The sequence below is a fragment of the Micromonospora chaiyaphumensis genome, assembly GCF_900091435.1.
Lineage (GTDB): Bacteria > Actinomycetota > Actinomycetes > Mycobacteriales > Micromonosporaceae > Micromonospora > Micromonospora chaiyaphumensis.
The window spans coordinates 162,671-185,385 of the sequence record NZ_FMCS01000001.1 but is presented as its reverse complement, the minus strand read 5'-3'; the positions used below and the strand labels follow the sequence as shown (position 1 = coordinate 185,385).

Sequence of the window (22,715 nt, the reverse complement as noted above, 5' to 3'; positions counted from 1 at the left end):
CCGCCGTGGCGGCGCCGGTCAGGTGTCGGTGCGCAGCCGGGCGTGCACGTGCATGTCGTGCCAGCCGTCGAGGTGCCGGGCGGCGCCGCGGTTCGTGCCCTCGGCGGCGAGGCCGGCCCGTTCGGCCACCCGGCAGGAGGCCGGGTTGGCGGTGGAGTGCCGCAGCCAGACGCGGTGCAGGCCGACCCGGTCGAAGGCGAACGCCGTCAGGGCGCTCAGGGCGCGGGTGGCGACGCGCCGGCCGCGGGCGTCGGGCAGCACCCAGTACGACACCTCGGCCTGGGCCTCGGGCAGGTCGACCGCGCGGAGGCTGATCTGGCCGAGGACGGCGGTGCCGTCGGTGATCGCCCAGCCCGCGCCGGTCTCCTGCCGCCACCGGCCGGGCCAGGAGTCGAGCCAGTCGCGGGCCTCGTCGCCGGTCATGGCGCGGCAGTGCCAGCGGCGGATCGCGGGGTCGGCGTACGCGGCGAGGACGGCGGGCCGGTCGTCGGGGCGCCAGGGGCGCAGGAGCAGGTCGCCGGCGTCGAGGTCGGGTTGGGGCCGGCCGGCGAGGGTGCCCGGGGCCAGGGCCGGGGTGGTGAGCAGCGGCATGCGTTCATGATCCACCACGACGGGCGGTGACCGCCGAGCGACGGCGGGTGCGGGGGCGCGAGCTGCGGTGACCGTTCGGCTCAGGGTTTCGACCGTCCGGCGCGTGACGGGTTTCGCCGCACGGCCCCGCAGGGGCATGAAACGGGTGAATCTCTCGCCATCCTTCCGGAGAGGAAGCAATCATGCTTTCCGCACTCGATCGTCGGCACACCGTCGCGCCGCCGGGCTACAGCCGCTGGCTGATACCGCCCGCGGCGTTGGCGATCCACCTCTGCATCGGGCAGGTCTACGCCACGAGCGTGTACAAGAACTCGCTGATCGCGCACTTCGACACCGGGCAGACGGCGATCGGGGTGATCTTCAGCATCGCGATCGTCATGCTGGGGTTGTCGGCCGCGGTGGCGGGCACGTGGGTGGAGGCGAACGGCCCGCGCAAGGCCATGTTCGTCTCGGCGTGCTTCTGGGCGGCCGGGTTCCTGGTCGGCGCGCTGGGCATCGCGACGAAGCAGCTGTGGCTGCTGTACCTGGGCTACGGGGTGCTGGGCGGGATCGGGCTGGGGATCGGGTACATCTCCCCCGTCTCCACGTTGATCAAGTGGTTCCCGGACCGGCCGGGCCTGGCGACCGGGCTGGCGATCATGGGGTTCGGCGGCGGGGCGATGGTGGCCTCTCCCCTGTCGCGGCAGTTGCTGTCGTTCTACGACCCGGGCTACGACCCGGCGAACGCCGGCTCGACGGCGTCGGGCAGCGCCCTGGTGTGGCTGTTCCTGACCCTCGGCGTCGGCTATTTCGTGATCATGATGTTCGGGGTGTTCAACGTGCGGGTGCCGGCCGCGGACTGGCGTCCGGCCGGGTTCGACCCGGCGAAGGTGGCGGCGAAACCGCTGGTGACCACGGCGAACGTGTCGGCGGCGAACGCCGTGAAGACCCGGTCGTTCTGGCTGCTGTGGGTGGTGCTGTTCTGCAACGTGACCGCCGGGATCGGCATCCTCGAGCAGGCCAGCCCCATGATCCAGGACTTCTTCCGGGACAACGGCACGTCGGCGGTGTCGGTGGCGGCGGCCGGCGGGTTCGTGGGCCTGCTGTCGCTGTTCAACATGGCCGGCCGGTTCGTGTGGTCCTCGACGTCGGACCTGATCGGCCGCAAGCCGATCTACCTGGTGTACCTCGGGGTCGGCATGGTGCTGTACGTGCTGCTGGCCCTGGTCGGGCAGGCGGCGACGGCGCTGTTCGTGCTGTTGGCGTGCGTGATCCTGTCGTTCTACGGCGGCGGGTTCGCCACGGTGCCGGCGTACCTGCGGGACCTGTTCGGCACGTTCGAGGTGGGCGCGATCCACGGCCGGCTGCTGACGGCGTGGTCGGCGGCCGGGGTGGCCGGTCCGCTGATCGTCAACGCGTTCCTGGACGCGCAGGGCAAGCCGGGCACGTTGACGGCGGCGGCGTACCGGCCGGCGCTGTTCACGATGGTCGGGGTGCTGGCGGTCGGTTTCGTGGCGAACCTGCTGATCCGGCCCGTGCCGGAGCGGTTCCACGAGCCGGCTTCGGGCCGGGACGGTGTCGAGGATGCGGCGCAGCCGGTGACCGCGGAGAGGAGCGGGTCGTGAACGAGCAGGCCGGTGGCGGGCAGCGGGTCCGCCTGGTGGTGTCGTGGGTGGTGGTGTCGGCGCTGCTGGGATACGGGGTGGTGCAGACGGTGATCACGGCGGCGAAGCTGTTCACCCACTGACGGAAGGACGCCGGCGGCCCGGGACGGAACTCCCCCGGGCCGCTGCGGTGTCAGAGGCCGCCGGCGATGCGCAGGACGGCGCCGGTGGTGTAGGTGGCGTCGGGGCCGAGGAGGAACGCGATGGCGCCGGCGACCTCGTCGGGCTCGCCGGCCCGGCCCAGCGGGATGCGGCCGGCCGCGGTGTCGGGGCGGTCGGGCGCGCCGGAGAGGGCGTGGATGTCGGTGCGGATGATGCCGGGGGCGACGGCGTTGACCCGGATGCCCCGGGGGGCGAGCTCCTTGGCCAGGCCGACGGTGAGGGTGTCGGTGGCGGCCTTGACCGCGGCGTAGTGGATGTACTCGCCGGGGCTGCCGAGGGTGGCGGCGGCGGAGGAGACGTTGACGATGGCGCCGCCCCGGGCCATCCGGCGGGCGGCCTGCTGGGCGCAGAGGACGTACCCGACGAGGTTGACGTCGACGACCTGGCGCAGGTCCTCGACGCGCAGGTCGGCGAACGGCCCGATCGGGCTGGTGATGCCGGCGTTGTTGACCAGGCCGGTGAGCGGGCCCAGCGTCGCGGCGGCGTCGAAGAGGCGCTGGACCTGCTCGGGGTCGGTCGTGTCGGCGGCGACGGCGACACCGCGGCGGCCGGCGGCGCGCACGTCGGCGAGGACCGCGTCGGCGGCGGCGTGGTCGCTGCGGTAGCCGACGACCACGTCGTGACCGGCGGCGGCGAGACGGCGGGCGGTGGCCGCGCCGATGCCGCGCGCCCCACCCGTGACGATGGTGACGGAGGTCAATGTTCTCTCCCCTGCCCTGGCGGTGCCGGTGACGTTACCGTGATCGGCGCGGCAGCCGGTGGAGAGGACGGTCACACATGACGCGGGCGTTGGTGCTGGGTGGCGGTGGGGTGACCGGCGTGGCCTGGGAGTTGGGGCTGCTGGCCGGGCTGGCGGCGCGCGGGCTGGACGTCACCGGCGCGGAGCTGGTGGTGGGCACCTCGGCCGGTTCGGTGGTCGGCGCGCAGGTGTGCTCCGGCACGCCCGTCGAGGAGCTGTACGCGGCGCAGCTGCGTCCCGCCCGCGGCGAGGTGGCGGCCCGGCTGGGGGTCGGGGTGCTGGCCCGGTGGGCGTGGGCGGGCGCCCGGGGTCGCGACGAGGTGCGGGCGCGCGCCCGGGTCGGTGCGATGGCCCTGGCGGCGCGTACCCCGTCGGAGGAATCGCGGCGGGCGGTGATCGCGGCGCGGTTGCCGCTGCGGCAGTGGCCGGCGCGGCGGCTGCTGGTGACCGCCGTGGACGCGGCCTCGGGCGAGTTCGTGGTCTTCGACGCCACGACGGAGGTGGCGCTCGTGGACGCGGTGGGCGCCAGCTGCGCGGTGCCGGGGGTGTGGCCGCCGGTGACCATCGGCGGCCGGCGGTACGTCGACGGTGGGGTGCGCTCGGCGGTCAACGCGGACCTGGCGGCCGGCGCGCGGGCCGTGGTGGTGCTGGCGCCGACGCGGGCCGGGTTCGGGCCGATGCCGCGGCTGTCGGCGCAGGTGGCGCAGTTGCGCTCGGCGGGTGCGGCGGTGGCGGTGGTGTCGCCGGACCGGGCGGCGCGGGCGGCGATCGGGCGCAACGTGCTGGACCCGGCGCGGCGGGCCGCGTCGGCGCGGGCCGGGTTCGCGCAGGCCGCCGCGGTGGCCGAGGAGGTGTCGGCCGTCTGGACGGCCGGGGGTTGATCTTCCGGGTGTCGGTGCCGGCTGGTATCAAGGCAGGCATCAGACACGGGTACGGAAGAGGGCTGTGATGGCGGGCCAGGGTTTGTCCACTGACGAGGTACAGGGCATCCGGGAGGCGCTGGCGGCCGGCCGCAAGCCCAAGGTGGTGTTCACGGCGGCGGCCGGGCAGATATCGGGCCAGCTGGGGCAGGTGGTGGAGCTGACCGACCCGGACGTGTCCGAGGAGTTCGTGGTGGTGCGGTTCGGCCGCGACGAGCTGCCCTTCTCCCCCACCGACGTGGCGATCGCGCCGAAGGGGGCCGGGCGGCGGCCGGCGGAGCCGAAGCCGGAGCCCCCGGTCGCGGCGGCGCCCGCGGAACCGGAGTTCGTATTGGACGCGCCGCCGGTGCCGGCGCCGCGGCGGGAGGAGCCGAGGGTGGAGCAGCAGGCGGAGCCGAAGCCGGCGCGGCGGGCCGTGAAGGCGGTCAAGCCGAAGGGGCCGGCCGGGTTGACGGTGACCCTGGCCTACGCCGAGGGCGAGTGGACGGTGGCGGCGCAGCAGGGCGCGAAGGCCCTCGCCAAGCCGTACGTGGTGAAGCCGGCCGAGGCGCTGCGGATGGTCGCGCTGGTCGACGTGCCCGGCGTGCAGGAGGCGGTGGAGCAGATCCTGGCCGCCGAGCGGGCCGAGGCGGAGCAGCAGGCGGAGAAGCTGCGCGCCGAGCTGGCCGAGATCGAGGCCCGGCTGGCGGAGCTGCACGAGGCCCGCTGAGCCCGCCGCCCGCGCCCCGGCCGGAAAACCCCTCGGCCGGGGCGCGGGCGCTCTGCTACGGTTCCGCGGCGTCCTCGAATAAGACCGGAGGGAGGTGAGCGCCATGGCACGCACGAATGTCACGCGCTCCCACCCGGCCGCGAGGACGTCGGGTTCCTGAACCGGGGAGCGTGCCGCTTCCTGGAAGGACCTTCATGACCGACCTGGTCATCCGCCCGCTCGTCGCGGGCGAGGAGCACCTCTTCGACTCCCTGCCCGACCCGGGGCTGGTCGGGCGCGCCGTGCTCGGCGAGACGTACGCCGCGGGCGGCTTCCGCCCCGAATGGACCTGGGTGGCGCTGCGCGACGGCGTGGTGGTCGCCCGCGCCGCCTGGTGGGCCGGGCCCGACGACCCGGCGCCGCTGGCGCTGGACTGGTTCGACTTCACCGACGCGCGGGCGGCCGTGGAGTTGCTGCGCACGGCGCCGCTGCGCGCCGAGTACTCGATCCTGCTTCCGCACCGCTGGCGGGACGATCCCGCGGTGCGGGAGCAGGCGCAGGCCCGCATCGACGCCGCGACGGCGGCCGGCATGCGGGTGCTGGTCGAGCGGTACCGCTACCGGTGGACGCCCGACTGCGGCCTGCCGGCCCGGCCGGGCCGGCTGGAGTTCCGGGCCGAGCCGGACGACGCGGTGATCCTGGACGCGCTGTGCCGCATCGGCGAGGGCAGCCTGGACGCCCACTTCCAGGCGGCGGCGGCCGCGCACGGCCCGCTCGCGGCGGCCCAGGAGGACCTGGACCTGCTGCGCTGGATGCCCAGCCCGCGCGACTGGTGGCGGATGGCGTACACCCCGGGCGGGGAGCCGGTCGGCCTGGTCGTGCCGGCCCGCAACCCGGCCGGCCACGTCGTGGGGTTCGTCGGCGTGCTGCCCGGCCAGCGCGGCCACGGCTACGCCTTCGACCTGCTCGTCGAGGGCACCCACCTGCTCGTCGAGGCGGGCGCCGACGCGGTCGTGGCGGCCACCGACCAGGGCAACGCCCCGATGGCGGCCACGTTCGCCCGGGCCGGCTATCCGGTCGAGTGGGAGCGCATCGACCTGGTCTGAGACGCCCCGCGGGGCCGGTGCGACCCCCTCGCACCGGCCCCGCGTCACCCGCGCCCGCAGGCTCGTCAGTGTTGCGGGATGTTCTGTACCCCGATCCGCCGGCGGAACACCCAGTAGGTCCAGCCCTGGTAGGCCAGCACGATCGGGGTGAACACGACGGCCACCCAGGTCATGATCTTCAGGGTGTAGGGGGTGGAGGCGGCGTTGGTCGCGGTGAGCGTGCCGGCCGCGTCCAGGGTGGAGGGCAGCACGTTCGGGAACAGCGCGGCGAACAGGGTCGCCACGGCCAGGGCGATGGCCACGGCGGTGCCGGTGAACGCCCAGCCCTCCCGGCGTACCCGGGCGGCGGCGAGACCGCCGAGCAGGGCGAGGGCGGCGCCGACGGCGAGCACGACGGCGGCCGCGCTGGAGCGGATGGTCAGCGTCCAGGCCAGGAAGGCCACCGCCACCACGACGGTGCCCGCGCCGACCTTCACGGCCAGCGCGCCGGCCCGCTCCCGGATGTCGCCGGTGGTCTTCAGGGCCAGGAACACGGCGCCGTGGGTGAGGAACAGGCCCAGGGTGGTCACCCCGCCGAGCAGGGCGTACGGGTGGAGCAGGTCGAGCAGGCCGCCGGCGTACTCGTGGTCGGCGGTCAGCGGCACGCCGCGCAGGATGTTGGCGAAGGCGACGCCCCACAGGATCGCCGGCAGCAGCGAGCCGACGACGATGGCGGTGTCCCAGCGGCGCTTCCAGGACGCCTCGGGGCGCTTGTGCCGGTACTCGAAGGCCACCCCGCGGGCGATCAGGGCGAGCAGGATCAGCAGCAGCGGCAGGTAGAAGCCGGAGAAGAGGGTGGCGTACCACTCGGGGAAGGCGGCGAACATGGCGCCGCCCGCGGTGATCAGCCAGACCTCGTTGCCGTCCCAGACCGGGCCGATGGTGTTGATCAGGACGCGGCGTTCCCGGTCGTCGCGGCCCAGCACGGGCAGCAGCATGCCGACGCCGAAGTCGAAGCCTTCGAGGACGAAGTAGCCGGTGAAGAGCACGGCGACGAGGAGAAACCAGACGGTCGTCAGTTCCACGGTGGGCTCCGGGTCAGTAGGCGAACGCCAGCGGGCGCTCGGCGTCGTCGGTGTCGTCGTCCGCGGCGGGCTGCGGGCTGACGTCGGGCACGCCGGCCTTGGCGTAGCGGACCAGCAGCTTGAACTCGATCACCGCGAGGGTGGCGTAGATCAGGGTGAAGGCGGTGAACGAGGTGAGCACCTCGGTCAGCGAGACGCTGCGGGACACGCCGTTGCGGGTGAGCATCTCGCCGAAGACGATCCACGGTTGGCGGCCCATCTCGGTGAAGATCCAGCCGAAGGAGTTGGCCAGCAGCGGCAGCGCGGGCATGACCAGGCCGGCGCGCAGCAGCCACCGGCTGGTCGGGGTGCGGCCCTTGCGGTGGGTCCAGAGCACGAGCAGGGCGATCGCGGCGGCGGCCATCCCGAGGCCGATCATAAAGCGGAAGCTCCAGTAGGTGACCGGGATGATCGGGGTGTAGCTGCCGGCGCCGTACTGGCTGGCGTACTGGGCCTGGAGGTCGTTGATGCCGTGCACGGTGCCGTTCGGGTCGCCGGTGCCGAGGTAGGACAGCAGGTGCGGGATCTTGAGGGCGAAGATCTCCCGGCTGCCGTCGAGGCTGCCGACGGTGAGCACGGAGAACGAGGCGGGGCTCTCGGTGGTGTAGAGGCCCTCGGCGGCGGCCATCTTCATGGGCTGCACCTGAGTCATGATCTTGCCCTGGATGTCGCCGGTGAACAGCACGAGGGCGGCGGAGACCAGCACGACCCAGGAGCCGAACTTCGTGGCGAAGCGGTAGGCGTCGGTGTCGGCGCTGCCCCGGTTGCGGATGACGTGCCACAGCCCGACGGCCACGATGAGCGACCCGGCGACCAGGAACGCGCCGGCCAGGGTGTGCGGGAAGGTGATCAGGGCGACCTTGTTGGTGAGCACGGCGACGAAGTCGGTCAGTTCCGCCCGGCCGGTGTCGGGGTTGACCCGGTAGCCGACCGGGTTCTGCATGAACGAGTTCGCGGCGAGGATGAAGTAGGCGGACAGGTTGGTGCCGATGGCCGCGGCCCAGATGGCGGCCAGGTGCAGCCGCTTGGGCAGCCGGTCCCAACCGAAGATCCACAGGCCGATGAAGGTGGACTCCAGGAAGAACGCGACCAGGGCCTCGATGGCCAGGGGCGCCCCGAAGATGTCGCCGACGAAGCGCGAGTAGTCGCTCCAGTTCATGCCGAACTGGAACTCCTGCACGATGCCCGTGACCACGCCCATGGCGAAGTTGATGAGGAAGAGCTTGCCGTAGAACTTGGTGAGCTTGAGGTACCGCTCCTTGCCGGTGCGGTGCCACAGGGTCTGCAGGATGGCCACCAGCACGGACAGGCCGATGGTCAAGGGCACGAAGAGAAAGTGGTAGACGGTGGTGACACCGAACTGCCAGCGGGCGACGTCCAACGCGTCCACCTGAAACCCCCAGCTGTGCATACTACGAGACGTAGTAAATACTACTCGGCGTCGTAGAAGAATCGGCAGGGCCACTGGGCCCGAACCGGCCCGGGACCAATGACCCTGATCACCTCCGAACCGGTCAGGATTCGAGAAGCGCGGGTACGCGGCCGCTCCGTAGCGTGACCGATGTGCACATGATCGGCAGGCACGGAGAAGGAGACAACGCATGAAATCCCACGTCAGCTCGATCCTCCTGGGCGTACGCGACATGGAGCGGTCCAAGCGGTTCTACACGGAGGGTCTCGGCTGGAAGGTCGCGCAGGACTACGGCGTCTCGGTGTTCTTCGCACCGGACGGCGGCTCGCCCGTCGGCTTCTACGGCCGCGACGGCCTGGCCGAGCAGGTCGGCACGAGCCCGGACGGCAGCGGCTTCAGCGGGCTGGTCCTCACCTACGTGGTCCGCAGCGAGGCGCGGATCGACGAGGTCATGGCGGAGGCCGAGAAGGCCGGCGCCACGATCCTCAAGCCCGCCGGCCCTCTGCCGTGGGGCGGGTACGGCGGTTCGTTCGCGGACCCGGACGGCTACATCTGGAGCCTCGGCTACAGCGCCCAGGGCGAGAACCAGCCCTACGCGGAATAGCGGCCTCCGGCCGGTGCCCAGCGCGGCTGGGCACCGGCCGCCGCCCGCGCACCCCGGGATCGGTTCCCCCGCTCACCCTGGCGCGTGGCACCATCCAGCACTGATGGACACCCCGATCACCCACTGGCGGGCGCCCCTGCTCTGGCGCGCCGCGCAGCTGGCCGCCCGCGGCCTCGTCGGCCTGGTCGGCCGCCTCGACGTCAGCGGCGACGTGCCCGAGCACCTGCGCCGCGGGCCGCTGGTGCTGGCCGCCAACCACATCAGCCCCTTCGACCCCGTGGTGCTCACGGCGGCCTGCCAGGTCCGCGGCATCCACCCGCGGATCATGGCCACCGGCGGGCTGTTCCGCGCCCCGGTGATCGGCGCCCTGATGCGCCGCGCCGGGCACATCCGCGTCGACCGCGGCACCAGCCGGGTGCACCACTCGCTGGAGATCGCCGCCGGCGCGGTGGCCGGCGGCTCGGTGGTGCTGGTCTACCCGGAGGGGCGCATCGGCCTGGACCCCGGCATGTGGCCCGAGCGGGGCAAGACCGGCGCCGCCCGGCTCGCCTTCGCCGCCGACGCCGCCGTCGTCCCGGTCGCCCAGTGGGGCTCCCACGAGGTGGTGCCCTACCGGGCGCCCAGGGGCATGCTGCGCGGCCTGGCCCGGGCGGTGCGCCGGCGGCCCGTCATCCGGGTGCGGTTCGGCGCCCCGGTGCTGCTGCGCGACCTGCACCCCGGCACCCCGGGCGCGGCCCGGCGGGCCACCGACCGGATCATCGACGCGATCACCGACGAGCTCGTGCCGCTGCGCCCCGACGAGCCGGACCGGCCCCGCCACGTCGACCCCGGCCGGCCCACCGAGACGACCCGGACGCACCGCCGCCGGCCGGCGCGCTGACCGGACGCGCTTCGCCACCACCGACCCGGGGTATGCGAAACCGTCACCCCCGGCCGGCCGAGAGGAAGCGATCGTGACGTCCATTCGGGCTCTGGTGCTCAACTGCACGCTGAAGCCGTCCCCCGCCCCGTCCAGCTCGGAAGTGCTCGGTCAGGAGGTGCTCGACGCGCTGGCCGACCAGGGCGTCGCCGGGGAGATGATCCGGGTCGTCGACCACTCGGTGCGCTTCGGGGTCTCCACCGACGAGGGCCACGGCGACGGGTGGCCCGCCATCCGCGCGAAGCTCCTCGCCGCGCAGATCCTGGTGATCGCCACTCCGATCTGGCTCGGCCAGCCGTCGGCGGTCTGCAAGATGGTCCTGGAACGGCTCGACGCCGAGCTGTCCGAGACCGACGCCGAGGGCCGGCTCCGCACGTACGGCAAGGTGGCCGGCGTCGCCGTGGTCGGCAACGAGGACGGCGCGCACCACACCATCGGCCAGGTGCAGCAGGCGCTCAACGAGGTCGGCTTCACCTGCCCCGCCGCCGCAGCCACCTACTGGGTCGGTGAGGCGCTGCACAAGACCGACTACATCGACGCCCGCCCCAAACCGGACACCACCGGCCGTACCACCATGGCGCTGGCGCTCAACAGCGCGCACCTGGCGCGGCTGCTGGCCGAGCAGCCGTACCCGCCTCCGCAGACCCGCGACGCCGGGGTCGGCCCGAGCCGCCAGCCGGGCTGACGCGCCTCACGTCGGCGTTCCGCTGCGCCGACCCGCCGCCCGGTGCGACCCTGCGAGCGGAACGCGGCAGCCGACGGCGGAGGCGGGGATGAGCGCACCAACGGTCCTGATCACCGGCACGTCCACCGGCATCGGCCTGGAGACCGCCGTGGGCGCGGCCCGCGCCGGCTGGCGCACCGTCGCCACCCTGCGCGACCCCGCCCGCGCCGATCGGCTGCGCGCCGCCGCCGACGCCGCCGGGGTCGGCGACCTGCTGGAGGTACGCCGGCTCGACGTCGTCGACCAGGCCGCGGCGGCCGCCTGCGTGGCCGACGTGGTGGCCCGCCACGGCCGGCTCGACGCGGTGGTCAACAACGCCGGCGCCGGTCACGTCGGCACCCTGGAACGGGAGACCGTCGACGCCGTCCGGGCCGTCATGGAGGTCAACTTCTTCGGCGTCCTGCACGTCACCCGGGCCGCCCTGCCGCACCTGCGCGCCACCCGGGGCCGGCTGATCACCGTGACCAGCGTGGGCGGGGTCGTCGGGCAGCCGTTCAACGAGGCGTACTGCGCGGCGAAGTTCGCCGTCGAGGGGTTCATGGAGAGCCTCGCCCCGGTCGCCGCCACCCTCGGGGTCAGCGTCACCGTGATCGAGCCGGGCGCGGTGGCCAGCGAGTTCGTCGCCAACGTGGGCCTGGACACGGAGGCCGCGGTGGCCGCCGCCGGGGTGTACGGGCCGGCGCTGCGCGCGTACCTGGACCGCAGCGCCGCCGCGTTCGCCACCGCCCAGTCACCGGCGGACGCCGCCGCGGCGGTGGTGGCGACACTCATCGACCCGGAGCCCGCGCCCCGGGTGCAGACCTCCCCCGCGGCTCGGCAGTTCGTCGGCGTGAAGCTGGCCGACCCCGACGGGCTCGGGGTGACCGCGCTGACCGCCGGCTGGGTGCGCTGAGGCTCAGCCGCCCAGCCGGGCGTCCAGCGCCGCCAGGTCGGGCACGAACCAGACGTGGTCGTGGCGGTTGGACTCGGCCACCAGGGCCCGCAGCGCGCCGCTGGCCGCCAGGTGCGCGGAGATGTCACCGACGACGACCAGCCGCAACCGGTAGTTCACGAACTTCTGCATGATCTCCCCGGCGAAGCGGCTGCCCAGGGCGAAGAAGCTCGGGTCGAGCCGCTCGGCGGGCACGGCGACCACCTCGGCGCCGCCGAAGGCCGCGCCGATCAGGTCGAGGGCCGCCTCGGTGGTGGCCACCGGCGGGCCGGCCGGGTCGCAGACCAGCACCGGCACGCCGGCCCGCTCCTGAAGCACGTCAGGCATCGCCGGTCTCCGTCCCGGTGCGCAGGCCGTTGTCGCCGGCCAGCACGGCGTCGACCAGGTGCAGCAGGTCGGCGGTGGCGGCGGCGTCACCCAGAATCACGATCTTCATGCGGTGGCGTTCCTCGTCGTGGACGGTCTGCACGCGCAGCGGGCGTGCCGGGTCGTGGTGGGTGTTGACACCGGCCAGCACCAGCGTGGCCAGGCGGTCGGCGGCGGCCCGGTCGACGCCGTCGACCTGCACGATGCTCGACACCTCCAGCGCCGGCGGGCCGGCGGCCGGGGCGGGCCGGCCGGTCAGCGCGTCCAGGTCGGCGCGGGCCACCCGGTACTGCTTGCCGATCCGCACGGCGCGCAGCCGGCCCGTGCGGATGTAGCCGCGCACGGTGCGCACGTGCAGCCCGAGCAGGTCCGCCACCTGCTCCACCGAGTACATGCCATTACCCATCGTTCCCTACCTTAGCGCCGCCAGGGAAGGATAGGGAAGTTCGTTGCGGCGACGCCAGCCGGTCACCGGGACGCCACCCACGCCCGGCATACTTCCGGCGTGCAGCCCCGTCACGGCTACCTCGACGCCCCCGCGCCCCTCGCTTTCGCCCACCGTGGCGGCGCGGCCGAGGGCGACGAGAACACCGCCGCCGCGTTCGCCCGCGCCATCGCCATCGGCTACCGCTACGTGGAGACCGACGTGCACGCCACCGCCGACGGCGTGCCGGTGATCTTCCACGACCCCACCCTGCGCCGGGTCACCGGTGAGCCGGGCCGCATCGCCGACCTGCGCTGGGCCGACCTGGCCTCGGTGCGCGTGGGCGGCGCCGCCGTGGTGCCCCGCCTCGACGAGGTCCTCGGCGCCTGGCCCGAGGTCCGGTTCAACGTCGACGTCAAGGCCGACGGCGGTGTCGTGCCGACCGTCGACACGGTGGCCCGCACCGGGGCCGGCGACCGGGTGCTGCTCGCCTCGTTCAGTGACGCCCGGCTGGCCCGGCTGCGCGCCCTGGCCGGCCCGAAGGTCGCCACCAGCCTCGGCATGCGCGGGGTGGCCCGGCTGCGGATGGCCTCCCTGCACGGGCGGTCGCTGCGGCTGCCCCCGTCCGTGGTCGCGGCCCAGGTCCCCGTCCGGTACGGGCGCCTGCCCGTGGTCGACCGGCGCTTCCTCGACTACTGCCACCGAATCGGCTTGCAGGTGCACGTCTGGACGATCGACGAACCCGCCGAGATGCACGACTTACTTGATCTTGGTGTGGATGGCATCATGACCGATCACGTCGGCGTGCTGCGCGACGTCTACCGCAGCCGCGGCCACTGGGCCGCCTGAACCTCCGAGGACCCCGATGGCCGCAACGGTCGCCCCCACCGTCGACGAGCCCGCCCAGCCGGGCAGCACCCGCCGGGAACGCACCGGCTGGTACTTCTACGACTGGGCGAACTCCGCCTTCCAGACCACCGTGATCACGGTCTTCCTCGGGCCGTTCCTCACCACCGTCACCGAGCTGGCCGCCGGCTGCGAACTGGGCGCGGACAGCTGCAACGGCTACGTGCACCCACTGGGCATCCGGGTCGCCGCCGGCTCCTACTACCCGTACCTGATCTCGCTGTCGGTGTTCCTCACCGTGTTCGTGCTGCCGGTGGTCGGCGCGATCGCCGACCGGTCCGCGCACAAGAAGCGGCTGCTGGCCCTCGCCGCGTTCACCGGCGCCGGCGCGACCATCGGGTTCGCCTTCGTCACGGGCGACCGCTACCTGCTCGGCGGGGCGCTGTTCCTCATCGCCAACATCTCCTTCGGCGCCGCCGTGGTCGTCTACAACTCGTTCCTGCCGCAGCTCGGCGGCCCCGACGACCGGGATGCCATCTCCAGCCGCGGCTGGGCCATCGGCTACCTCGGTGGCGGGCTGCTGCTCGCGCTGAACCTCGTCGCCGTCACCGTGCTCAGCGAGGAGGGCAACCCGCAGCGCACCCTCGACCTGGCCCGCTGGTCGATCGTCTCGGCCGGCGTCTGGTGGGCGGCGTTCACCCTGCTGCCGCTGCGCTGGCTGCGCGAACACCCCGCCGCCGCGGCGGCGGCCCGGGCCCGCGACGGCAACGTGCTCACCGACGGGTTCCGGCAGCTCGGCCACACCCTGCGCAACATCAAGGCGTACCCGCTGACGCTGTTCTTCCTGCTCGCCTTCCTGGTCTACAACGACGGCATCCAGACCGTCATCACCCTGGCCAGCCAGTACGGCACCGAGGAACTGAAGCTGGAGCAGAGCACCCTGATCGTGACGATCCTGCTGGTGCAGTTCCTGGCCTTCGGCGGCGCGCTCGCCCTCGGCGCCCTCGCGCGGCGCATCGGCGCCTGGAAGACCGTGCTGCTGTCCCTGGTGCTCTGGACCGGTGTGATCATCGCCGCGTTCCGGCTGCCCGCCGAGGCGCCCCTGCCGTTCATGGTGCTCGGCGGGTGCATCGGCCTCGTGCTCGGCGGCAGCCAGGCGCTGAGCCGGTCGCTGTTCAGCCAGCTCATCCCCACCGGCAAGGAAGGCGAGTACTACGGCTTCTACGAGATCAGCGACAAGGGCACCAGCTGGCTCGGACCGCTCGCCTTCGGCCTGGTGTTCCAGCTGACCTCGTCGTACCGGGTGGGCCTGGTCTCCCTGCTGATCTTCTTCGTGCTCGGCTTCGCGCTGCTGGCCGCCGTGCCGATCCGCCGGGCCATCATCGCCGCCGGGAACACCCCGCCCCGGGTGCTGTGAGGCCTGCCCGCGGTCCCGCGCGCGCAAGATCCTTCCGCGTCGATGGGCTAGGCTGCCCCGACGTGACCGACGACGCCGCTGCCGCCCCGATCTGCCTGGCCCGCCCCCTCCCGGGTCCCGGCGACGACCGTTCCGGCGGCTGCGCCGCCGCGCGCGCCGTGGACGGCCGGCCACTGCACGCCGCCGCGCTGAAGTTCTTCTGGGGCCCGATGGACTGCGGCAAGTCCACGATGGCCCTGCAGATGAACTACAACCACGCCCGGCAGGGCCGCCGCGGCCTGGTCACCACCCGCATCGACCGCTCGCTCGGCCCGCAGGTCACCACCCGCATCGGGCTGGCCCACTCGGCCGTCGAGGTGACCGACGAGCTGGACCTGCGCGACCTGGTCCGCGACGCCTGGGCCGAGGGAGTCCGCGTCGACTACCTGATCTGCGACGAGGCGTCCTTCTACAACCTGGACCACATCGAGCAGATGGCCGACTTGGTCGACAACTTCGACGTCGACGTCTACGCCTTCGGCCTGGCCACCGACTTCCGCTCCTGCCTGTTCCCCGCCGCGCAGCGGCTGTTCGAGCTCGCCGACGAGGTGGCCCGCATCCAGGTCGAGGTGCTCTGCTGGTGCGGCCGCGAGGGGCGGCTGAACGCCCGGGTCGTCGAGGGGCGGGTCGTGCGCGAGGGCGAGCAGGTCGTCATCGGTGACACCGTGGACACCGCCGACGTGCGCTACCAGGTGCTGTGCCGGCGCCACTACCGCTCCGGGGACCTCGGCCCGCGCGCCTGACGGGCGCGCGCCTGGTACAAACGGCCCGTGCGGACCGACGTCATCACCACGGCACCGGACGAGGGCCGACGCGCCCGTCTGCTCCCGCAGGGCGTCGGCGTGGTCGCCGACGTGGCGGCGGTGGCCGCGCTGCTGGCCGGCGGCGGCCGGCCCATCGTCCTGGCGGCCAGCGCGGGCGCCGTCCTGGCCGCCGGCTACCTCCTGGTACGCCGCCTGGGGCAGCCGGTCGACCGGACCGCGCTGGTGGGCCTGGCCGTGGCGGTCGCCGGAGCGGCGATCTTCGGGTACGCCCTGAAACCCGCACCGGACTCCCCCCGCGCCGCGGCGCAGGACCGCCCGACGGCACCGGACACCTCCACCACGGACGCGCCTCCGTCGCGCGCCAACGGCGAGACCTGGTTGTTCGACCTTCCACCCGTCGAGGGCGGCGAGGGTTGGCGGCAGCGCGACGCGACCGTCTCCGGACAGCGGTACGAGCAGAGCCTCGTCGCCTCGACCTGCCGTGCCACCAACGACGAGGCGGCGTCGTTCAACCTCGGCAAGCGCTTCACCCGCTTCCGCGCCACCGTCGGCGTGGCCGACACCGCGCCGGACGACTACCGCACCGAGTTCACGGTCCAGGTCGACGGCGAGACGGTGTTCCGCCGGGAGTTGGGGCTCGCCGACACCGCCGGGGTGGACGTGCCGGTCACCGGTGGGCTCCGACTCGTGCTGAGGGTCCGGAGCGTGGGCCTCACGGCCTGCGACGACGCCGCGGTGTGGGCCGAGCCGACCCTGCGGTGAGCGCGGTCAGAACGGATCGCCGCAGACCCGCCACTTCCCGTCCTCCTGCACGATCGGCAGTTCCCGCTCCTCGCTGCCGCCGCCGTCGCGGGTCAGCCGCACTTTCACCGTGCCGCGCGGCCGGCCGCCCCGGGTCTGCACCGCCACGTCGACGATCTCGTAGCCGCTGACCTGCGGCGGCGTGCGGACCCAACTGCCGAAGCCGACCTGGCTCCACTTCCCGCGCGCCTCCCGGCACAGCTTGTCGTACGCCTGGTCGGTCTCTCCCGCGGCGACCTCGCGGAAGAAGGCGTCGGCGGTGTCCCGGACCGGGCCGTTGGCCTGGAGCACCACCTGCAGGTTCCAGGCGCCGAGGCCGGCCACCCCGACGAGGCAGGTGCCCAGCCCGAGGACGGCGACCAGCGCACCGGCGCGTACCGGCCGGCGGCGGCGCCGGGCCGGCCGGCTTCCCGCCCGCTCCCTGACCATCACCACCGACGGTAGAGAACGGCGGGCCGGCGCGCAGGGACTTGTGGCCCGCCGGGACGCGTGGCGATTCGCCGGATGATCCTGACAGCAGGTGGCAGGTACCGGCGGCAGACTGCCGGCATGACAGTGAACGCCGACCTCGCCATGGTCAACCTCGACAGCTCCGACCCGGCCGCCCACGCCGCGTTCTACTCCCGCGCCCTCGGCTGGGAGGTCACCCACAGCCAGGCCGAATACGCCATGATCAGCAAGGACGGCACCTCCATCGGTTTCGGCCTGGTGCCCGGCTACGCGCCACCGGCCTGGCCGGACGGGACCGGCGGCAAGCGCTACCACCTCGACCTCTACGTCGACGACGTGGCGCTCGCCGAGAAGGACCTCGTGTCGGCCGGCGCCACCCGGCCGGAGTTCCAGCCGGGTGGCGAGCGGTGGACCGTGCTGCTCGACCCGATCGGCCAGCCGTTCTGCCTCTGCCCCCGCCCGCAGGGCTGACGACCCTCGCCGGCCCGCCGGGGTTGCCCGCCGGGCCGGCGGGATCGGTCAGCGGAAGTCGGCGACGTGCCGCGCCGCCCAGTCGGCGAAGCTGCGCGGCGCCCGGCCGAGCAGGCGGGCGACGTCCGGGCTGACCCGCTGCTCGGCCGGCGACGGCGTGCCCAGGATGCTCAGGGTCGCCGCCACCACCGGCTCGGGCATGAACGCCAGCAGCTGCTCCCGCGCCTGCCGCGGGGTCTGCTCGACGAACCGGACCGGCTCGCCGAGCGCCGCCGCGAGTGCCGCCGCCCGCTCCCGCGGCGAGACCGCCGCCGGCCCGGTCAGCTCGTACGTGCCGCCGGCGTGGCGCCCGTCGCGCAGCGCGAGCGCCGCCACCTCGGCGATGTCGGCCGGGTCGACGCTCGGCAGCGCCACGTCGCCGAACGGCGCGTGCACCACCCGCCCGGCGCGTACCCCCGGGGCCCAGGCGAGGGCGTTGGAGTGGAAACCGCCCGGGCGCAGCACCGTCCACTCCAGCCCGGACGCGCGGACCGCCGTCTCCTGACCCGGCGGATGGCGCTTCGTCGCCACGCCCTGCGAGGACAGCAGGACCACCCGGCGTACGCCGGACTGCCGCGCGGTGTCCAGGATGGCACCCGGGTCCGCGCCGCCGGTCAACTGCTCGCCGGTGAACAGCAGGAACAGCGCCTCGGCGCCGTCGAACGCCGCCTTGAGCCCGGTCGGCTCGGCCAGGTCGGCGCGGACCGCCCGGACGCCGGACGGCAGCTCCGCCGCCGAGACACGCCGGGACACGGCCGTCACCGCCTCACCCGCTGCGGCCAGCGCCCGCACCAACGGCCGTCCGACGTTCCCCGTCGCTCCGGTAACCACGATCATGATGTGCCCCTCTCGATGTGCGATGTGGAGCACGCTAATCGCCTGCGTATAGTAGGTACCTAGAGGAAAGTGACGGCATCCGGAGGGGAATGTGAGCAGCACCACCTGGCAGCCCCGGACGGGCGGCGACCCGGAACAGGCGTGCCCGATCGCCCCGGTGGTCGACCTCGTGTTCAGCCGCTGGACCACGCCGATCCTCTGGGCCCTGCACGAGTACGGCCGGCAGCGCTTCGTCGAGCTGGAACGGCGGCTGGTCACCATCACCCCGAAGGTGCTCACCCAGCGGCTGCGGCAGCTCGAACGCGACGGCCTGGTGCTGCGCACCTACCACGCCGAGGTCCCGCCCCGCGTCGAATACGAGATCACCGAGCTGGGACACAGCCTGGCCCCGATCTTCGCCCACCTGGCACAGTGGTCGGCCGGCAACCTCGACCGGGTCGAGCAGGCCCGCGAGGACTACGACGCCCGCCAGCGGCCGCCGCGCGGGCGCTGACCGGTCACCGCAGCGGGCCCCGGGCGACCGCCGACCGCATCTCGGCCGGGTCACCGGCCGGAACGTACTCCAGCCACCAGGTCGCGCCGGCCGCCGCCACCTCCGCGAGGTAGGCCCGCTCGGCCCGCTCATCGGGTCGCCGCCGCCGGCCGCCGATCACCACGTCGAACGGCTGCCCGTCGGCGCGGGCCGCCGGCAACGCGGCGACCAGCTCGCGAATCTCGTCCGGGGTGAAGTCGGACCAGCCCGCGGTGTCGGTCAGCTTGTAGGGCACGATGCCGTCCGCGCGGGCGGCCCGCCGCAGCACCGCCCCGGCCTGGGTGCTGCCGCCGACCCAGACCGGCACCCGGGGCGACTGCACCGGCGCGGGTCGCAGGGCCACCCCGTCGGCCCGGTAGTGGGTGCCGTGGTGCGTGACCCGCTCCCCGCCGAGCAGCCCCACCAGCAGGTCGAGGCCCTCGTCGAGCATCGCCGCGCGGGTCCTCAGGTCGGTCGGCTCACCGAACGCGGCGAGCCCCCGGTCGGCCGGGTCACCGACACCGACCGCGACCCCGGCCCGGCCGCCGGAGAGGTGGTCGAGGGTGAGCACCTCCCGGGCCAGCTTGGCCGGGCGACGCCGGGGCAGCGCGGTCACCGTGGTGCCCAGCCGGATCCGGTCGGTGCGGGCGGCGACCGTCGCCAGCACCAGCCAGGGATCCCAGGTGGGCGGGTCCTGCCCCGCGTGGTGGATGAGGTAGTCCTCCAGAAACACCCCGTCCCAGCCGGCCCGCTCGGCCAGTTCGCCGAGCGCGACCAGATCGGACACCGTCACCGAGGCGCCGCCGCAGGAGATCTCCAGCCCGTGCCGCATCCCGGCACCCTACGGCCGGGGTACGACGGTCAGGCCGGCGACATCACCTCGAACAGGTTCCCGGCGTCGTCGCGGAAGAACAGTCCCCGGGCGCACAGGGGGTGGTCGGTCCGGCCGTTGTCCGGCGCCCCCGGCTCGCTGCCGTACGGCACGCCGGCGGTCCGCAGCCGCGCCAGGATCGCCTCGAAGGTGGCCGGGTCGACGTCGAAGGCCAGGTGATGCCCCTCCGGCGCGGGCACGCTCATGAAGTCCAGGGTTAGCTGGTCGTTGATCCGCACCGGGGCGAAATGGCCGTGCCGGCCCGCGGGCGCCAGCACCGGCAGGCCCATCACCTCGGCGAAGAATCGGGCGGCGGCATGGTGGTCGCGGGCAGGGACGATGGTGTGGTTGAGGGTGACGGTCATGCGCTCTCCTCGGGGGTGGGCGGCGCGAGCGCGCCGTGCAGGAACAGGTCGACCAGCTCCGCCGGGGTCGGCCGGTCGTCCGCGAGCGGTGGTCGGCCGGGCAGCAGGACGGCGAGGAACAGGGCGGCCAGCCGGTCGGCCGGCAGCCGCAGCCGGTCCGCTTCCGGGGCGAACAGCGCGGCGACCGCGGTCCGGGTGGCGTCCGCGGACTCGCGGCGCCCGGCGCCGTCGGGCGGCGGGTGGTCCCCGCTCGGGGTTCGCCGGCTCCGGCCGGGGCGGCCGGCGGTGTGGGCGACGGCGAGCACCGCGCCCAGCCGGTCCAGGTGGGCCAGCAGCGCTCCGGCGGCCTCGGTGAGTCGGTCGGCCAGCGGCTGGTCCAGCGGGATCGCGGCCAGCTCGGCGAGCACGGTGTCGGGGCGCAACGCCTCGGCGACTGCGGCGTCGAGCAGGGCGTCCTTGTCGGGGAAGGCGCGGAAGACGGTCGCCTCGCCGATGCCGGCGGCGCGGGCCACCTGGGCGGTGGTGACCGCCGCCCCGTGCGTGGTGAGCAGGGGCAGCGCAGCCTGCACGATCATCGCCCGGCGCTCGTCGGGGCTCATGCCGGGCGCGCGACGGCGGGGTTGCTGCGAATCGGTCATGCCGACCAGCATGCGGAGTGAGTACTCACTCCGTCAAGGGACTATCCGCGCCGACGGGCGCGCGCCGCCCAGATTGCGTACGCCGGGTCGCGGTCCAGGTTGTGGCGGTCCCGGTCGTAGCGGCGGGTGGTCCGGGGGTCGGCGTGTCCCATGGCGTCCTGCACGTCCTCCAGCGGCACCCCCTCGGCGCGGGCCGTCGTGGCGAACGCGTGCCGCAGCGAGTGCGGGGACAGCTTCGCCCAGGCGGGGATCCCGGCGGCCTGGGCCAGCCGCCGCACCAGCCGGAACACCGCGTGCCGGTCCAGCCGCCCGCCGGTCGCGGTGACCAGCAGCGGCCCGGTCAACTCCGGCACGCTCACCCCCTCGGCGGCGGCGCGCGCCGCCAGGTAGGCGTCGATCGCGTACGCGGTGCCGGGCGTGAGCGCCCGCCGGCGCACCTTGCCGCCCTTGCCGACGAACCGCACGCTGCGGTGCCCGCGCTCGGCGCCCAGGTCGGCGAGATCCAGCGAGACCAGCTCGCCGACCCGCAGCCCCAGGTCGGCCAGCAGGGCGATGGCGGCCCGGTTGCGGGCGGCGGTCGCACCGGTGTCCGCGTCGGCGGCGGCGAGCAGCGCGTCCACCTCGTCCGGGGTGAGCCCGACCGTGGCGGAGTGGTCCCGGTCGACCCGGGGACGGTCCGCGGCGGCCACCGGGTTGGCCTCCACCGCGCGCAGCTTGACCAGGAAGTCGTACCAGCTCGACAGTGCGGACAGGCGGCGGGCCACGGTGGCCGGGGTCAGCGGCCGGCCGCCGCGCCCCGACGGTGTGGCCTCCAGCTCCCGCCCGTAGGCGTTGACGTCGAGGAAGCTGGCCCGCAGCGGGTCCAGCTCCCGGCCGGCGCACCAGCTCAGCCAGCCGGAGACGTCCCGCCGGTACGCGTCGCGGGTGTGCTCGGACAACCGCCGGTTGCGCAGCCACGCCTCGGTGAAGTCGGTCGGCCCGCCGCTCAGGGCGGCCGGGGTCGACCCGCGGGGCAGCACCTCGGGACGCAGCATGTGAGAAAGGCTCTCAGCCGGCCGGGCTATTCGCGACGAGGCGCGCCCGACGATCTCACGCCGTCTCCTCCACCAGCCGGCCGGCGTCCAGCCGCCACCGTCGGCCGCCCCCGACCGCCTCGGCGAACCAGGTGTCGTGGCTGACCATCACCACCGTGCCGCGGAACTCGCGCAACGCCGCCTCGACCACCGGGCCGGGCCGCCAGCGGATTTCCGGCGCGGGATACCGTCACGGCGTGCGTGCCAGCCGCCTGGTCTCCCTGCTGCTGCTCCTGCAGACCCGGGGCCGGATGACCGCCCAGGAGCTCGCCGACGCCTTGGAGGTCTCGGTCCGGACCGTCTACCGGGACGTCGACTCGCTCGGCGCCGCCGGCGTCCCCGTGTACGCCGACCGCGGCCCGGCCGGCGGCTACCAGCTGCTGGAGGGCTACCGGACCCGGCTGACCGGGCTGACCGCGCCGGAGGCCGAGGCGCTGTTCCTCGCCGGGATGCCCGGCCCCGCCGCCGACCTGGGCCTCGGGCCGGTGGTGGCGGCCGCCGAGCTGAAGCTGCTCGCCGCGCTCCCCGGCGAGCTGGCCGACCGGGGTGGCCGGGCCCGGCAGCGGTTCCACCTGGACGCGCCCGGCTGGTTCCGGCATCCCGAACCCACCCCGCACCTGGCCGCGCTGGCCCGGGCGGTGTGGGAGGACCGGCTCGTGGAGATGCGCTACCGGCGCTGGCGGGCGCCGCGCGAGGTGACCCGGGTGGTCGCCCCGCTGGGCGTGGTGCTCAAGGCGGGCCGGTGGTATCTGGTGGCCCGCTGCGACGACCAGGTGCGCACCTACCGGGTCGGTGCCGTCCTCGACGTGGGGGTCACCGACGAGCGCCACGAGCGGCCCGCCGACTTCGACCTGGCCGACTACTGGCGGGAGTGGACCGAGCGCTACGAGCGGGACGTCTACCGCGACCGGGCCCGGATCCGGCTGACCGTGGCGGCGCTGGAGTTCATGCCGTACGTCTTCCCGCCGGAGATGAGCCGGGGCGCCCGGGCGGCGGCCGGCGAGCCCGGCCCGGACGGCTGGCTGGAGACCACCGTGCCGATCGAGTCGGTGAAACACGCCCACACCGAGCTGCTCAAGCTCGGCGCGGAGGTGGAGGTGCTGGAGCCGGCCGAGCTGCGCGAGCGCCTCGCCGCCACGGCGCACGCCCTGGCGCGGCTCTACCCCGCCGCCCCGGATACGCCGGCGGGGGCGGCCGGTTCCCCGGCCACCCCCGCTCACCCAGGTCCCTGACGCCTCGGGCTCACCCGGTGGCGCTGGTCA

At 74.3% G+C, this 22,715-nt stretch carries 28 protein-coding genes; 16 read left to right on the top strand and 12 right to left on the bottom strand.

What is annotated here, in order from left to right:
- Positions 1–18: 18 nt before the first annotated feature.
- On the bottom strand, positions 19–591 hold the full coding sequence (locus GA0070214_RS00965; protein ID WP_091258000.1) for a GNAT family N-acetyltransferase: 573 nt from the start codon (positions 589–591) through the stop codon (positions 19–21).
- A gap of 182 nt (positions 592–773) precedes the next feature.
- On the opposite strand from GA0070214_RS00965, the gene GA0070214_RS00960 reads away from it, so the two are divergent.
- Positions 774–2,195 carry an OFA family MFS transporter gene (locus GA0070214_RS00960; protein ID WP_091257998.1) on the top strand — a complete coding sequence of 474 codons (1,422 nt, stop codon included), beginning with the start codon at positions 774–776 and terminating at the stop codon, positions 2,193–2,195.
- The gene (locus GA0070214_RS32695) at positions 2,192–2,317 is read left to right on the top strand and encodes an MFS transporter small subunit (RefSeq protein WP_262284204.1); all 126 of its coding nucleotides are present in this window, start codon (positions 2,192–2,194) and stop codon (positions 2,315–2,317) included. The genes GA0070214_RS00960 and GA0070214_RS32695 overlap by 4 nt, the downstream gene beginning before the upstream one ends.
- Positions 2,318–2,367: 50 nt before the next feature.
- Here the strand turns inward: GA0070214_RS32695 and GA0070214_RS00955 are convergent, their stop codons facing one another.
- A complete protein-coding gene (locus GA0070214_RS00955; protein ID WP_091257996.1) occupies positions 2,368–3,096 on the bottom strand; it encodes an SDR family oxidoreductase in 729 nt (242 codons plus the stop codon).
- A gap of 77 nt (positions 3,097–3,173) precedes the next feature.
- Here GA0070214_RS00955 and GA0070214_RS00950 point away from each other — a divergent pair, with 77 nt between their 5' ends.
- From GA0070214_RS00950 to GA0070214_RS00940, 3 genes are all read left to right on the top strand, one after another.
- Complete coding sequence (locus GA0070214_RS00950; protein WP_091257994.1) at positions 3,174–4,016, top strand: patatin-like phospholipase family protein; 843 nt, start codon at positions 3,174–3,176, stop codon at positions 4,014–4,016.
- Positions 4,017–4,083: 67 nt separating this feature from the next.
- Positions 4,084–4,764 (top strand): hypothetical protein, encoded by a 681-nt coding sequence (locus tag GA0070214_RS00945; protein WP_091257992.1) that lies wholly within the window; start codon positions 4,084–4,086, stop codon positions 4,762–4,764.
- A 194-nt stretch (positions 4,765–4,958) separates the two neighbouring features.
- Entirely contained in the window at positions 4,959–5,849 is an 891-nt protein-coding gene (locus GA0070214_RS00940) for a GNAT family N-acetyltransferase (protein WP_091257991.1), read from the top strand.
- A 65-nt stretch (positions 5,850–5,914) separates the two neighbouring features.
- On the opposite strand, the gene cydB is transcribed toward GA0070214_RS00940, so the two are convergent.
- Together cydB and GA0070214_RS00930 are read right to left on the bottom strand one after the other, a co-directional pair.
- Complete coding sequence (gene cydB / locus GA0070214_RS00935; RefSeq protein ID WP_091257989.1) at positions 5,915–6,913, bottom strand: cytochrome d ubiquinol oxidase subunit II; 999 nt, start codon at positions 6,911–6,913, stop codon at positions 5,915–5,917.
- A gap of 13 nt (positions 6,914–6,926) precedes the next feature.
- Positions 6,927–8,342: a cytochrome ubiquinol oxidase subunit I gene (locus GA0070214_RS00930; RefSeq protein WP_208602609.1), complete on the bottom strand. Its 1,416-nt coding sequence runs from the start codon at positions 8,340–8,342 to the stop codon at positions 6,927–6,929.
- A 211-nt stretch (positions 8,343–8,553) separates the two neighbouring features.
- Between GA0070214_RS00930 and GA0070214_RS00925 the strand changes: the two genes are divergently transcribed.
- From GA0070214_RS00925 to GA0070214_RS00910, 4 genes are all read left to right on the top strand, one after another.
- A complete protein-coding gene (locus GA0070214_RS00925) occupies positions 8,554–8,967 on the top strand; it encodes a VOC family protein (protein WP_091257985.1) in 414 nt (137 codons plus the stop codon).
- Between the two features lie 103 nt (positions 8,968–9,070).
- The gene (locus GA0070214_RS00920; RefSeq protein WP_091257983.1) at positions 9,071–9,847 is read left to right on the top strand and encodes a lysophospholipid acyltransferase family protein; all 777 of its coding nucleotides are present in this window, start codon (positions 9,071–9,073) and stop codon (positions 9,845–9,847) included.
- A 73-nt stretch (positions 9,848–9,920) separates the two neighbouring features.
- Entirely contained in the window at positions 9,921–10,571 is a 651-nt protein-coding gene (locus GA0070214_RS00915) for a flavodoxin family protein (protein ID WP_091257981.1), read from the top strand.
- Between the two features lie 88 nt (positions 10,572–10,659).
- Positions 10,660–11,502, top strand: coding sequence for an SDR family NAD(P)-dependent oxidoreductase (locus GA0070214_RS00910; protein ID WP_091257979.1), 843 nt, complete (start codon positions 10,660–10,662; stop codon positions 11,500–11,502).
- Between the two features lie 3 nt (positions 11,503–11,505).
- Here the strand turns inward: GA0070214_RS00910 and GA0070214_RS00905 are convergent, their stop codons facing one another.
- Together GA0070214_RS00905 and GA0070214_RS00900 are read right to left on the bottom strand one after the other, a co-directional pair.
- Positions 11,506–11,868, bottom strand: coding sequence for a DUF4180 domain-containing protein (locus tag GA0070214_RS00905; RefSeq protein WP_091257977.1), 363 nt, complete (start codon positions 11,866–11,868; stop codon positions 11,506–11,508).
- Complete coding sequence (locus GA0070214_RS00900; RefSeq protein WP_244167489.1) at positions 11,861–12,313, bottom strand: helix-turn-helix domain-containing protein; 453 nt, start codon at positions 12,311–12,313, stop codon at positions 11,861–11,863. Before GA0070214_RS00900 ends, GA0070214_RS00905 begins: the two co-directional genes overlap by 8 nt.
- A gap of 99 nt (positions 12,314–12,412) precedes the next feature.
- Between GA0070214_RS00900 and GA0070214_RS00895 the strand changes: the two genes are divergently transcribed.
- The 4 genes from GA0070214_RS00895 (at position 12,413) to GA0070214_RS00880 (ending at position 16,159) form a co-directional block, all read left to right on the top strand.
- Positions 12,413–13,180 carry a glycerophosphodiester phosphodiesterase family protein gene (locus GA0070214_RS00895; RefSeq protein ID WP_091257973.1) on the top strand — a complete coding sequence of 256 codons (768 nt, stop codon included), beginning with the start codon at positions 12,413–12,415 and terminating at the stop codon, positions 13,178–13,180.
- Between the two features lie 16 nt (positions 13,181–13,196).
- Positions 13,197–14,594, top strand: coding sequence for an MFS transporter (locus GA0070214_RS00890; protein ID WP_091257971.1), 1,398 nt, complete (start codon positions 13,197–13,199; stop codon positions 14,592–14,594).
- Between the two features lie 62 nt (positions 14,595–14,656).
- Positions 14,657–15,376: a thymidine kinase gene (locus GA0070214_RS00885; RefSeq protein ID WP_091257969.1), complete on the top strand. Its 720-nt coding sequence runs from the start codon at positions 14,657–14,659 to the stop codon at positions 15,374–15,376.
- Between the two features lie 27 nt (positions 15,377–15,403).
- Positions 15,404–16,159, top strand: coding sequence for an NPCBM/NEW2 domain-containing protein (locus GA0070214_RS00880; protein ID WP_091257967.1), 756 nt, complete (start codon positions 15,404–15,406; stop codon positions 16,157–16,159).
- A 6-nt stretch (positions 16,160–16,165) separates the two neighbouring features.
- On the opposite strand, the gene GA0070214_RS00875 is transcribed toward GA0070214_RS00880, so the two are convergent.
- On the bottom strand, positions 16,166–16,627 hold the full coding sequence (locus tag GA0070214_RS00875; RefSeq protein WP_091257964.1) for an Rv0361 family membrane protein: 462 nt from the start codon (positions 16,625–16,627) through the stop codon (positions 16,166–16,168).
- 120 nt (positions 16,628–16,747) lie between these two features.
- Here GA0070214_RS00875 and GA0070214_RS00870 point away from each other — a divergent pair, with 120 nt between their 5' ends.
- Positions 16,748–17,119, top strand: a complete 372-nt coding sequence (locus GA0070214_RS00870) for a VOC family protein (protein ID WP_091257961.1) — start codon at positions 16,748–16,750, stop codon at positions 17,117–17,119.
- Positions 17,120–17,167: 48 nt separating this feature from the next.
- On the opposite strand, the gene GA0070214_RS00865 is transcribed toward GA0070214_RS00870, so the two are convergent.
- Complete coding sequence (locus GA0070214_RS00865; protein WP_091257959.1) at positions 17,168–17,995, bottom strand: SDR family oxidoreductase; 828 nt, start codon at positions 17,993–17,995, stop codon at positions 17,168–17,170.
- 91 nt (positions 17,996–18,086) lie between these two features.
- On the opposite strand from GA0070214_RS00865, the gene GA0070214_RS00860 reads away from it, so the two are divergent.
- Entirely contained in the window at positions 18,087–18,488 is a 402-nt protein-coding gene (locus GA0070214_RS00860; RefSeq protein WP_091257957.1) for a winged helix-turn-helix transcriptional regulator, read from the top strand.
- A 4-nt stretch (positions 18,489–18,492) separates the two neighbouring features.
- On the opposite strand, the gene GA0070214_RS00855 is transcribed toward GA0070214_RS00860, so the two are convergent.
- The 4 genes from GA0070214_RS00855 to GA0070214_RS00840 are packed head-to-tail and all read right to left on the bottom strand — an operon-like array spanning position 18,493 to position 21,414.
- Positions 18,493–19,338 (bottom strand): LLM class flavin-dependent oxidoreductase, encoded by an 846-nt coding sequence (locus GA0070214_RS00855; RefSeq protein WP_091257954.1) that lies wholly within the window; start codon positions 19,336–19,338, stop codon positions 18,493–18,495.
- A gap of 29 nt (positions 19,339–19,367) precedes the next feature.
- A complete protein-coding gene (locus tag GA0070214_RS00850; protein WP_091257952.1) occupies positions 19,368–19,742 on the bottom strand; it encodes a VOC family protein in 375 nt (124 codons plus the stop codon).
- Positions 19,739–20,380 carry a TetR/AcrR family transcriptional regulator gene (locus tag GA0070214_RS00845; protein ID WP_208602608.1) on the bottom strand — a complete coding sequence of 214 codons (642 nt, stop codon included), beginning with the start codon at positions 20,378–20,380 and terminating at the stop codon, positions 19,739–19,741. Before GA0070214_RS00845 ends, GA0070214_RS00850 begins: the two co-directional genes overlap by 4 nt.
- Before the next feature lie 41 nt (positions 20,381–20,421).
- On the bottom strand, positions 20,422–21,414 hold the full coding sequence (locus GA0070214_RS00840; protein WP_091257951.1) for a tyrosine-type recombinase/integrase: 993 nt from the start codon (positions 21,412–21,414) through the stop codon (positions 20,422–20,424).
- 236 nt (positions 21,415–21,650) lie between these two features.
- Here GA0070214_RS00840 and GA0070214_RS00835 point away from each other — a divergent pair, with 236 nt between their 5' ends.
- Positions 21,651–22,685, top strand: coding sequence for a helix-turn-helix transcriptional regulator (locus GA0070214_RS00835; protein ID WP_091257950.1), 1,035 nt, complete (start codon positions 21,651–21,653; stop codon positions 22,683–22,685).
- The last annotated feature ends 30 nt before the right edge of the window (positions 22,686–22,715 follow it).